The sequence below is a fragment of the Gorillibacterium massiliense genome (assembly GCF_000455485.1).
GTDB classification, from domain to species: Bacteria; Bacillota; Bacilli; order Paenibacillales; family NBRC-103111; genus Gorillibacterium; species Gorillibacterium massiliense.
Window position 1 is genome coordinate 47,386 of record NZ_CBQR020000049.1, and the last position, 10,260, is coordinate 57,645.

Below are 10,260 nucleotides of genomic sequence, written 5' to 3' on the forward strand. Positions count from 1 at the left end.
AAAAAAGCCATAGCTGCAGTTGGCAATACGCCAACCGGCTATGGCTTGTTTTTTGGGTTCGTCAACCCTTACTTCATCAAATCATCGACGATGGGAAGCAAATCTTTAAGCCTTTTGATTTCATAGGTTGGAATGATTTCATCAGTGCGGTTTACATTATGAGCGTTGATCCATGCATTGGACATACCGATGCTTCCCGAGCCGAGAATATCAGTCGTCAGCTTATCTCCAACCATCAAGCCTTCTGCAGGCTCAATATCGAGAAGCTCAGCTGCACGGTTAAATATCGCTTTAGACGGCTTCCCTTCACCAAATTCACCGGAAATGATGATGTGATCAAAATACGCAGTCAATTCGGGGAATCCGGCAATCTTTTCCTTTTGCAGATCAGGCGCCCCGTTGGTGAGAAGCAGCAGTTTCACTTTGCCTCGCAGAGTGTCCAACACCTCGAAAGTTTCTTCATAAGCAAGCGGCCGGGAACGGCGTTCCTTGGGGAACAGCTCCGCAAGTTCTGCGCCTAACTCCTCGTCGTTTACGTTAAGTGCTTTAAGCCCCCGTGTCCAAGCTTCTTTCCGGTACCCCGGCGCAAAACTTTGCAGCAAGCGGAAGCTCTCATGCTCCCCTTCCGTAAAATTCGCCCACAAGGCTTCAAAAGGGTTAATGCCGATCATTTTAGTAAATGGGAAGGCTTCGAATGCTTCATAGATCCCTCTGGCTTCCCGGCGGACCTCTGTCTCCAACTGATCCGCATCCAGCTGCGGATATTTCGCTGCTGCAGTGCGGCAAGTAGCGGCGAATGCCTCCTGAACGCTGCGCTCATCCCACAAAAGCGTATCATCCAAATCAAACAGTACGGCTTTAAGCGTCATCTTAGCTCTCCCTCTCTACCTTATATGTAACAGCAACCCGGTGCTTAGGAAGCAACCGGGTTGCGTGGTCTAACTTAATTTTTCGGCTTAGTTGCGTCCGCTAGAGGAACTCCATTGCGTTCCGCGAAAGTCCGCAGCTTGTCTGTTACTTCCGGGATGGGGAACATGTGAGTGAGTTTCGTATACATCCAGCGTTTTTTCGCCTTGGTTTCAATCATCACGGCACCCTTCATCAGATCGATGCGGGCAATCTCCGAAGCATGCACCAGTTTATCCCCGGTAAATCGACGGGATACCAACGTATCCTTGCCGATCTGAAGCATCGGACGGCGGATAAAGTACATAAACACGGCCAAAGCCACATAAAGCACTAAAGTCCAATAGGACATCGAAGAATTTTTCGAATTTTCCGCATGCATGGCCAACGGAATATTCAGGGTTCCGATCAAAATGAGAAGCACTGGGAAACCCCAGCTTCTGCCTTTGAACACTTCGCGCTGTTCGCGTTTCGGCGTGCCGATGGTGGCTGCGCCCGATTTTTTCCGCTTGGCATTTACCTCTTTGCGGTTTTTCTCAACCATCCGTTCCCATTTACGGGACATTGTTTTCTTCATCCTCTACATATTTGATGGAATCAAGCTGATGCTTGACGGAACGCCGAAAAGCATCGATATAGATCCGCCTAAGCTCGTTTCTCTCTTCAATTTCCCCATCGGTCAAACCTTCAGCTTTCGCCTTGCGGGCAAGCTCATTAATGCGGTTGACCGTATTCTCTATACTCATGATCTACCCTCCAAACGGTCCTTATTCTCTATTACTTTGCCACCCGGAGACAAGTCTGTCAAGGGCGCGGGCATGCAAAAAAGCCCTATAGCCGATCCAGATAAGATCAAGGCAGTATTAGGGCGACATCAGGTCTCAAATATGCAGAAATGAAGCGAATGGATGATGCTTAGTCGACACAGGAACAATTGTTCGTTCCGTTCGTTTTGGTCAATTAACTGCTTCATATAAAGGAAGACAGAAAAGTTCTATCCAAGACGACCCTCGCCAATCTGAAGCTGGGTCATCAGATTGGCTCTCTCCGTTAGATCATAGAATAGATACCTTATGGCAAATAGAGAATTTGCCCGATCTGCAGCGTATTGTTTTCTAGACCGTTCAATTGCTTCAAATCTCGTATGTAGCTCTTCATATTACGGCCGTCCGCATGATCCCTGGCGATACTCCACAGGGATTCACCGGTACCAACGTCGATCACAGCATGACCTTCTGTACGGACGCGTGGGTCGTTGCTGGCGCCGGCGTTCGCTTTCATAATGAGAGTAAACGAAAAAACTAGAGTGATCAGCAGGCTAACCAATACAAGACGAAGGAACAATTTGCGTTGGTGCGGATTCTGACCGTTGCCAACATTGATCTTATAAGTTGAACGATTGGATAACGACGGTTCGCTTAAATCCCAAGTATAACAAGTCATCTTCTTCAGCCCCCAAACAAATGTTCTGTTATCAAAATAACACGAACATATGTTCATGTCAACCGAATATTCGAACTTATGTTTGTACGAACTCCGGTTCTGTGTTATACTTTTGCTAACAAATACCTTGATGGAGTGATTCCCCGTGAGTAAATTATCCGGCCGCCAACAGGCGATACTTGATTTCATAAAAAACGAGGTGCGGGAGAAGGGCTATCCGCCTTCCGTCAGGGAAATCGGGGAAGCCGTTGGCCTAGCCTCCAGCTCTACCGTCCACGGTCATCTGGAGCGGTTGGAGAAGAAAGGCATGATCCGCCGCGACCCGACCAAACCCCGGGCAATTGAGCTTCTCGGTACTCCGGAAGACACCCTCTTTTCCTTTTCTGTCGCCCGCGTCCCTTTGATCGGGAAAGTAACGGCTGGCGTTCCTATTGAAGCCGTAGAAGACATACAAGAATATTTCCCTCTCCCCACTCATTTTGTCGGCGATAACACCGTCTTCATGCTCACCGTATCCGGCGAGAGCATGATCGAAGCGGGCATTTACGACAGAGACTTGGTCATCGTCCGTCAACAGAAGACCGCCAACAATGGGGACATCGTCGTCGCCATGACCGATGAAAACGAAGCGACGGTGAAAACCTTCTACAAAGAAAGAGATTATTTCCGTTTGCAGCCGGAGAACTCCACGATGGAGCCGATTCTTTTGAAGAACGTCGAAATTCTCGGCAAAGTAATCGGCATCTTCCGGGATATTCATTAAAACAAGAAAACCGTCCGCACAGGGGATTGTAACTGCCCCCCGCCGGACGGTTTTTATATGCTCATTTTACGGAATATATTGCTGGACAATCTTTGTTACGACTCCGTCAACCAAAGTTATGTGGTATGGAAAAGCCTTCAAGTCAATACCTTCTGACGCCCCGAATAACTGGATAAAGGTATTCAAGTTCAACTCTTCATTCCAATGGATATCCCGGTTACCATAAATTTGCATCAGCACTTGGGCGTCTTCCCGATATGGATAAACGTCGCGGTCTTCCCGATCATTGACGATGTAATAACCGTCCGGCGTCCCTCCGATTTCAGCAGCAGCTTTCGGCTCACGTTCGGCAAAGACCCGATCTGCTTCCGCCCCTTGATACCACTGGATCTCATCGAAGACAAGCGTATTCAATCCATCGGCATGGATCGACTTGATGTAGCCGGTTAGGACCTTTTCCGAATGACCCGTTATGCCCTTTTCAGCTTCCGCCTTGTTCCCCCCAACGTCATGAGCGGCAATAAGTGAAAGTAACAACAGTGCCAGCATGACAACTCCGAATAAGATTCGTCTGCGGTATCGTTCCCGGTTGCGGATTTGCATATTTCTCAGTCTCCCCTTATGATGGCAAGCTTGCCAGTCCCATTAATCCTTTACCCACAATCAGGCAAGAACTAACGGATTTTCTATATAGTAAGACGATTTCTTGCTAAAAAAGGTTACAGGTAAACCGGCGGCACTCAGCCTTTTTTTTAGGAACTTAAACTTGGCAGAACCTGTCTGCCATTTCTAAAGATCGATGCATTTCGTTGGGCCTATACCCTCATGATTGGTTGAGGTACTAAGTAACTTCTCAAGTGGAAAATGAGCAAATAAAAGCCCGATGAAAACGGAATGTTCCGTTCTACCGGGCTTCTCGGCTTCTCTATTTCAATAGTTCCAATCCCTTTTATGAAGGACATAATGATGATAAACTCGATTTTCGATTTCAATATCATCGAGATAGGTAAATCCATTCTTTTGAATGACTCGGTTTGAACGGATGTTTTCGGGCAACGCGAGAGCGTTCATAAGTTCGATGTCCGTTTCCATGAACAAAAAATCAAGAAGCGACTTAACCGCTCTCGTCATGTATCCCTGATTCCGGTAATCGGTTGAAATGGCATAAGCAATTTCTCGATTGGGGGCAAGCAATTCATCCTTAATTCCCGTGCACACGAAACCGATCATCTTGTTGCTGATCTTATGAATAATAGCTAATTTCAGCATGCCATGGAACGGATTTATCCCTTCTATATGCGGCAATGAGGATAAGAAAGCTCGATTGGATGGGAGTTCATATTCTGTTAAGTAAAATGTACGCTGCTCCTTCGTCGTTCTCCAATCGGGTAAAAAATGGTAAACTTCCGGTTGTGAAGTGATTTCCACAATCGCGTCTGCGTCTTCAATCGTGAATTCTCGGAGAAAAAAATCACCGCAGTCTATTATGAATAAATCGTCCATGTTAACCACCCTTACTATTAAAAAGCATTAGCATGTTTCTTCCATAGCATCCCATAAGGCGTTCATGGTTTCCAGGGTGTTTTTTGATACATGAAAACTTTCCTACACCCTTCGCTATACAAACAAAAGCCCGATGAAAACGGAATATTCCGTTTCACCGGGCTACTTAGTGTTTGTTTGGCTTAGTACAGAGTGATGTACTGATTCCGCTCCCAGTCGTGGACTTGGGTGCGGTACATATCCCACTCGATTTCCTTCAACTCATAGAAGTGGGCCAGGGCGTGATCGCCCAAAGCATCACAGATGACTTCGTCACGGAGCAGTTCATACAAGGCTTCCTTCAAATCGCCAGGGAGGCTGGGAATGCCTTGGCTCTCCCGCTCTTCTTCCGTCATCACGTAAATGTTACGGTCCGTCGGAGCCGGCAGCTGCATCTTCTTGCGGATACCGTCGAGACCTGCCTTCAGCATAACGGCAAGAGCCAGGTACGGGTTGGCCGCCGGATCAGGATTGCGCACTTCGATCCGGGTGCTGAGGCCGCGGGATGCGGGAATGCGGATCATCGGGCTGCGATTGCTAGCCGACCATGCCACGTAACAGGGTGCTTCATAACCTGGAACGAGACGTTTGTAAGAGTTGACCGTCGGGTTGGTGACAGCCGCGAAGGAACGGGCATGCTTCAGAACGCCGGCCATATAATAACGGGCTTCTTGGCTCAAGCCCAATTTGTCACTTTCTTCGTAAAGCGCATTCTCGTTACCGCGGAACAGCGATTGATGGCAGTGCATGCCCGAACCGTTCACACCGAAGAGCGGCTTAGCCATAAAGGTGGCGTGCAGGCCGTGCTGGCGGGCAACGGTTTTAACAACCAGCTTGAAGGTTTGAATTTGGTCCGCAGCTAGGATGGCGTCAGCGTATTTGAAGTCGATCTCGTGTTGTCCCGGAGCCACTTCGTGGTGGGAGGCTTCGATTTCAAAGCCCATTTCTTCCAGGGTCAGTACGATGTCGCGGCGGCAATTTTCGCCCAAGTCCGTCGGCGCAAGGTCAAAATATCCGCCTTGGTCGTTCAGCTCAAGAGAAGGATTGCCTTTGTCGTCGGTTTTGAACAGGAAGAATTCCGGCTCAGGACCAACGTTCATGGTGGTGTAGCCCATCTCTTTGGCTTCCTTCAAAGCGCGTTTCAAGATGCCCCGCGGATCGCCAGGGAACGGTGAGCCGTCTGGAAGGTAGATGTCGCAAATGAGGCGGGCGATACGGTCTTCCGTTACCCAAGGGAAAATCACCCAAGTGCTCAGGTCTGGGTACAGATACATATCCGACTCTTCGATGCGAACGTAGCCTTCGATGGAGGATCCGTCGAACATCATTTTGTTGTCCAGCGCTTTTTCCAGTTGGCTTACTGGAATTTCCACATTTTTAATGGTTCCCAGCAAGTCGGTGAACTGCAGACGGATAAAGCGAACGTTTTCCTCTTTAGCAATCCGCAAAATATCTTCCTTCGTAAAATCCATTGGTGCCACTTGCCGATCTCCTCCTCCGAATACAAGCCTGAATTAAAATATCCTCAAAAGTATATCAAAGCATGAAAAGAAATTCTATCCGGTTTCATCGCAAAACTTCAAACGGCTGTGAAGCAGGAAGGCACTCAAATACTTCAACAGCAAATAAGCCGTAAGAGCAGCTTCTAGTGGAAGAAGCGGGACAGCTCTCCTTGGATCAGCGAAACCTGGCCGGGGCGGCGTTCCGCCAGCAGCTGCTGTTTCAACATGCGGTGCAGTTGGGTTTCCGACAATTCCTTGCGTTTTTGCTCCGTTTGCTCCGTGATAACCGTTGCTTCCTCCGAACTCTCCGATACCGGCAAGAGCACTTGTTTGATCCCGGCGATATTTACGCCCTTCTCAATCAGGGATTTGATTTCCAACAACCGTTCTACGTCGATAAAGGAATACAGGCGTTGATTGCCTCCTGTACGAGCAGGTTTTACCAATTCATGCTGTTCATAGTAACGAATCTGCCGCGCCGTAAGGTCTGTCAGCTTCATTACAATACCAATGGGGAAAAGTGCCATATTTCGGCGTATTTCATCATTGTTCATCTTAACCACTCCTTCAAACTTGTAAGGGTGCCTACCATCATTGTATTCGCTTTCCGGAAATGTGTCAAGATATGTTAGGTTTAATTACAGTAAACCGCGTGTTTTCATGTTATTCAGGGCAGCGAGTACACCGAGCTTGGCGTGGGAATACGTCAATCCGCCCTGCATATAGGCAATGTAAGGCTCGCGAATCGGAGCATCGGCTGACAATTCCAGACTGCCCCCTTGAATAAAGGTTCCGGCAGCCATGATAACGGGACTGTCGTATCCGGGCATATCCCACGGTTCCGGCACAACGTGTGCGTCCACTGCGGATGCTTTCTGAATGCCTTGAACAAAAGCGACCAGATGATCGGCTTCCGTAAACCGGATCGCTTGAATCAGATCGGAGCGTGGGTCTTGCCAGCGGGGATGGGATTCAAAGCCAAGAAGCTCGAAGACCCCTGCGGCAAAAATACTTCCTTTTATCGCTTGTCCGACGAGATGCGGAGCGAGAAAAAGACCTTGGTACAAACTGCGGGTCGTTCCCAGCATCGCGCCGACTTCCCCACCGATGCCCGGCGCCGTTAAACGGAAAGCAGCTTGTTCCACTAACTCTGCCTTACCCGCAATGTAGCCACCGGAAGCCGCCAAACCGCCTCCCGGATTTTTGATCAATGACCCGGCGATCAGATCGGCCCCGACTTGAGTCGGTTCAAGCTCCTCCGTAAACTCTCCATAGCAATTATCAACGAATACGAGAACATCCGGTTTGATGGATTTTACGAAAGCAACCATTTCGCCGATTTGCTGTACCGTAAAAGAGGGTCGCCAAGCATAACCGCGGGAGCGCTGAACTCCCACTATTTTTACGTCGGATGTTAGTTTGGTGCGAATTTCATCCCAGTTCGGGTTGCCGTCCGGCATCAGCTCGGCTTCATCGTAGCCGATACCCCAATCAGCCAAAGAACCGGTTCCGTCCCCTGGTTTACCGATCACGTTATGCAAGGTGTCATAAGGTTTTCCCGTTATGTAAAGCAGCTTGTCTCCCGGCCGCAGCAACCCGAAAAGCGCAGTGCTGATGGTGTGCGTCCCCGAAACGAAATGCGGACGAACTAGGGCCGCTTCGGCTCCGAAGACATCGGCGTACACCAGGTCCAGCACTTCCCGTCCTCGGTCGTTGTACCCGTAGCCGGTCGATGCGGCAAAATGGTAATCACTCACTTTATGGTTTTGAAAAGCTTCTATTACTTTCCATTGATTGCGGTCAATCAGCCTGTCCACTTCTTTTCGTCTTTCTTCTGTCAGCCGTTCCGCCGATTCCGCCAGCTCGGCAATTTCAGGTGCGATATGCATCGTTTTTTACTCCTTAGCCATCTTTTACATTTATGGTCGAATCATGAGCGACAACGCGAGCAAAAAAAGAAGGTGCTCATCGCCCCTTCTTTATATATCTCAATTTACAGATGAAAGTCAATGTGCAGCTGCCGCCCCGGAACCCGCTTCGGCTTCGTAAGCCGCCAGCAGATGGCCCGATTTCTCCAAATCGGCGGAATCCACCTCAACTTTCAGCAGCATCTCGTTCTCCTCGACTTGGGAGTCCATCACTTCGCCTATCCGATAAGCCAATGAGATCAGATCTCCTCGATCCGCGGGAATCCGGTACCATTTTACGCCGCCGGACAGCTTATCCTGCACCTTCAGCTTGATGCGCTCCAAATCTGCCGGATTATAGGCCGATACCAGCATAAAGTCTCCGGATACCGTAAGCAGACTCCGTTCTTGCTCAGGCAACAGATCGATTTTATTGAAGAGTGTTACCATTTCTTTTCCGGATGCGCCAAGTTCTTGGAGCACTTCTCCAACAACGCGCATTTGGTCGTCGCGCATTTCCGATGCACTGTCCGCCACATGCAGAATCAGATCAGCCTCGTTCGCTTCTTCCAACGTAGCACGGAAGGCCGCAACCAGATCATGAGGCAGGTTTTGGATAAAGCCGACCGTGTCGGTCAGAACAATTTCTTTGCCACTAGGCAGCTCTAAGGTACGGGACGTCGGATCGAGAGTAGCGAACAGCTGGTTTTCCACATAAACATCGGCATCAGTCAACTGCTTGAGAAGCGTCGATTTTCCGGCATTGGTATAACCGACCAACGCGACTTGAAAGACGCCGGTTTTTTTCCGCCGCTCCCGATGCAAGGTGCGATGCCGCACCACCTCGTGCAGTTGCCGCTTCAGTTCGTCAATCCGGTTGCGGATATGTCGGCGGTCAGTTTCCAGCTTCGACTCGCCGGGGCCTCTGGTGCCGATGCCGCCACCCAGACGCGAGAGGTTTTTGCCGTGTCCCGACAGACGGGGCAGCAGATAACTTAGCTGAGCCAGCTCCACTTGCAAAATTCCCTCGCGGGTTTTAGCACGCTGAGCAAAAATATCGAGGATCAGCTGGGTGCGGTCGATGATCTTGACGTCCAGCGCTTCTTCCAAATTGCGCACCTGGGCGCCGGAGAGCTCCTGATCGAAAATCGCCGTATTGGCTCCGGTTTCTTCAATGATCGCCTTGAGTTCTTCCACCTTGCCCTTGCCGATGAACCATTTGGAATCTGCGGTTTCCCGATTTTGCGTCAGCGTTCCTTTTACTGTTAAACCCGCCGTTTCGGCGAGGCTAATCAATTCGTTCAGCGAGTGTTCTGCCTGTTCGGCGCTCATATGGCGACTTTGAGTGACAAGACTGACCAGCACCGCTTTTTCTTCGATGTGGCTTTTGATTTCATGGATGGTTTGTTTCATATAGAATGCCTCCTTTGCTGCTTAACCCTATTCAATTTCTTAGAAAAAATGGGTGGTCGCGCCGTTCCGTTCATTGCCCGACAGCGGCGAAAAATCATCTGGACGCAGAGTCATCAGCTCCTGTTTGGAAGGCACGCCGACTGTGCCATTCTGTAAGAGGCGTACCGCCTGAGTGCGCAGCGCCTTCTCCAGCAAGTTGCGGACGTAGCGCGCGTTGCTGAAGGCGTCCTCCGTCAACCGCTTCTCCCGTTCAATCAGCTGCTTCAGCTTCCACTCTGCCTGATGGGTCACGACGTAATCCCGTTCTTTCAGCATGAGATCGGCGATGCGTTGCAGCTGCTCGACGGTGTAATCGGGGAACTGAATGTGTACGGGAAAACGAGACGGCAAACCGGGATTCGCTTGCAAAAAATCGTCCATCTCCTCCGGGTAGCCCGCGAGAATGAGGATGAATTGATTTTTATAGTCTTCCATAGCTTTGAGCATGGCACCGGATATACGAAAAATACATCATCCCGGTTTCCCGATGCGGTATTTAATCCGCAGGCGGTTGCCGGAGTCGAAGGTAATCCGTTCGACGGCAAGCTGGAGCAGCTGGCTGCGCGTGGCTGCGTCCGCCGCGGCCCCCGCGAGAGCCGCTGCCGGCCGGGCGGCGCATGGAGCGCTGGCGGCTCGGGCGCGGAACCCCTGGAGCAGGGTCTCCGACACCTGCTCCCACACCCGCGCCTCCACCGCCGCTGCGCTCCAGTAGCGCCCGCATGGCGGCGCCACAGCGCCTGCGGCG

The 10,260-nt window shown here is 50.2% G+C and carries 13 protein-coding genes; 2 read left to right on the top strand and 11 right to left on the bottom strand.

All coding sequences use genetic code 11. The features are described 5' to 3' along the window. Positions 1-68: 68 nt before the first annotated feature. The 4 genes from TJ79_RS05285 to TJ79_RS27955 all read right to left on the bottom strand — a co-directional run bounded on the left by TJ79_RS05285 (position 69) and on the right by TJ79_RS27955 (position 2,187). Positions 69-869 carry an HAD family hydrolase gene (locus TJ79_RS05285; RefSeq protein WP_040949247.1) on the bottom strand — a complete coding sequence of 267 codons (801 nt, stop codon included), beginning with the start codon at positions 867-869 and terminating at the stop codon, positions 69-71. Positions 870-943: 74 nt separating this feature from the next. After that, entirely contained in the window at positions 944-1,471 is a 528-nt protein-coding gene (locus TJ79_RS05290) for a DUF986 family protein (protein ID WP_040949248.1), read from the bottom strand. Continuing rightward, entirely contained in the window at positions 1,461-1,652 is a 192-nt protein-coding gene (locus TJ79_RS05295; RefSeq protein WP_040949249.1) for a DUF896 domain-containing protein, read from the bottom strand. Before TJ79_RS05295 ends, TJ79_RS05290 begins: the two co-directional genes overlap by 11 nt. A gap of 325 nt (positions 1,653-1,977) precedes the next feature. Beyond that, positions 1,978-2,187 (bottom strand): LysM peptidoglycan-binding domain-containing protein, encoded by a 210-nt coding sequence (locus tag TJ79_RS27955; protein WP_238322809.1) that lies wholly within the window; start codon positions 2,185-2,187, stop codon positions 1,978-1,980. A 307-nt stretch (positions 2,188-2,494) separates the two neighbouring features. On the opposite strand from TJ79_RS27955, the gene lexA reads away from it, so the two are divergent. Next, positions 2,495-3,112, top strand: coding sequence for a transcriptional repressor LexA (lexA, locus tag TJ79_RS05305; protein ID WP_040949251.1), 618 nt, complete (start codon positions 2,495-2,497; stop codon positions 3,110-3,112). A 66-nt stretch (positions 3,113-3,178) separates the two neighbouring features. Here the strand turns inward: lexA and TJ79_RS25735 are convergent, their stop codons facing one another. The 7 genes from TJ79_RS25735 to TJ79_RS28510 all read right to left on the bottom strand — a co-directional run bounded on the left by TJ79_RS25735 (position 3,179) and on the right by TJ79_RS28510 (position 9,791). Beyond that, positions 3,179-3,715 carry a hypothetical protein gene (locus TJ79_RS25735; protein ID WP_052339301.1) on the bottom strand — a complete coding sequence of 179 codons (537 nt, stop codon included), beginning with the start codon at positions 3,713-3,715 and terminating at the stop codon, positions 3,179-3,181. Between the two features lie 327 nt (positions 3,716-4,042). Beyond that, entirely contained in the window at positions 4,043-4,615 is a 573-nt protein-coding gene (locus TJ79_RS05315; RefSeq protein WP_040949252.1) for a GNAT family N-acetyltransferase, read from the bottom strand. A 182-nt stretch (positions 4,616-4,797) separates the two neighbouring features. Further along, positions 4,798-6,126, bottom strand: a complete 1,329-nt coding sequence (gene glnA / locus TJ79_RS05320) for a type I glutamate--ammonia ligase (RefSeq protein WP_040949253.1) — start codon at positions 6,124-6,126, stop codon at positions 4,798-4,800. A 173-nt stretch (positions 6,127-6,299) separates the two neighbouring features. Further along, a complete protein-coding gene (locus TJ79_RS05325; RefSeq protein WP_040949254.1) occupies positions 6,300-6,710 on the bottom strand; it encodes a MerR family transcriptional regulator in 411 nt (136 codons plus the stop codon). An 84-nt stretch (positions 6,711-6,794) separates the two neighbouring features. Continuing rightward, complete coding sequence (locus TJ79_RS05330) at positions 6,795-8,045, bottom strand: methionine gamma-lyase family protein (RefSeq protein ID WP_040949255.1); 1,251 nt, start codon at positions 8,043-8,045, stop codon at positions 6,795-6,797. A gap of 117 nt (positions 8,046-8,162) precedes the next feature. Next, entirely contained in the window at positions 8,163-9,476 is a 1,314-nt protein-coding gene (gene hflX, locus TJ79_RS05335; protein ID WP_040949256.1) for a GTPase HflX, read from the bottom strand. A 39-nt stretch (positions 9,477-9,515) separates the two neighbouring features. Beyond that, positions 9,516-9,791: a hypothetical protein gene (locus tag TJ79_RS28510; RefSeq protein ID WP_337588927.1), complete on the bottom strand. Its 276-nt coding sequence runs from the start codon at positions 9,789-9,791 to the stop codon at positions 9,516-9,518. Between TJ79_RS28510 and TJ79_RS28515 the strand changes: the two genes are divergently transcribed. Further along, the coding region (locus TJ79_RS28515) for a hypothetical protein (RefSeq protein ID WP_337588928.1) at positions 9,759-10,260 on the top strand (502 nt) is incomplete at its 3' end. The two genes, TJ79_RS28510 and TJ79_RS28515, sit on opposite strands and share 33 nt — an antisense overlap.

Excerpts from the sequence above, each read along its gene's own strand:
- TJ79_RS05285 (WP_040949247.1), bottom strand. The coding sequence starts at position 869 with ATGACGCTTAAAGCCGTACTGTTTGATTTGGATGATACGCTTTTGTGG.
- TJ79_RS05290 (WP_040949248.1), bottom strand. The coding sequence starts at position 1,471 with ATGTCCCGTAAATGGGAACGGATGGTTGAGAAAAACCGCAAAGAGGTA.
- TJ79_RS05295 (WP_040949249.1), bottom strand. The coding sequence starts at position 1,652 with ATGAGTATAGAGAATACGGTCAACCGCATTAATGAGCTTGCCCGCAAG.
- TJ79_RS27955 (WP_238322809.1), bottom strand. The coding sequence starts at position 2,187 with ATGAAAGCGAACGCCGGCGCCAGCAACGACCCACGCGTCCGTACAGAA.
- TJ79_RS25735 (WP_052339301.1), bottom strand. The coding sequence starts at position 3,715 with ATGCAAATCCGCAACCGGGAACGATACCGCAGACGAATCTTATTCGGA.
- TJ79_RS05315 (WP_040949252.1), bottom strand. The coding sequence starts at position 4,615 with ATGGACGATTTATTCATAATAGACTGCGGTGATTTTTTTCTCCGAGAA.
- glnA (WP_040949253.1), bottom strand. The coding sequence starts at position 6,126 with ATGGATTTTACGAAGGAAGATATTTTGCGGATTGCTAAAGAGGAAAAC.
- TJ79_RS05325 (WP_040949254.1), bottom strand. The coding sequence starts at position 6,710 with ATGAACAATGATGAAATACGCCGAAATATGGCACTTTTCCCCATTGGT.
- TJ79_RS05330 (WP_040949255.1), bottom strand. The coding sequence starts at position 8,045 with ATGCATATCGCACCTGAAATTGCCGAGCTGGCGGAATCGGCGGAACGG.
- hflX (WP_040949256.1), bottom strand. The coding sequence starts at position 9,476 with ATGAAACAAACCATCCATGAAATCAAAAGCCACATCGAAGAAAAAGCG.
- TJ79_RS28510 (WP_337588927.1), bottom strand. The coding sequence starts at position 9,791 with ATGCTGAAAGAACGGGATTACGTCGTGACCCATCAGGCAGAGTGGAAG.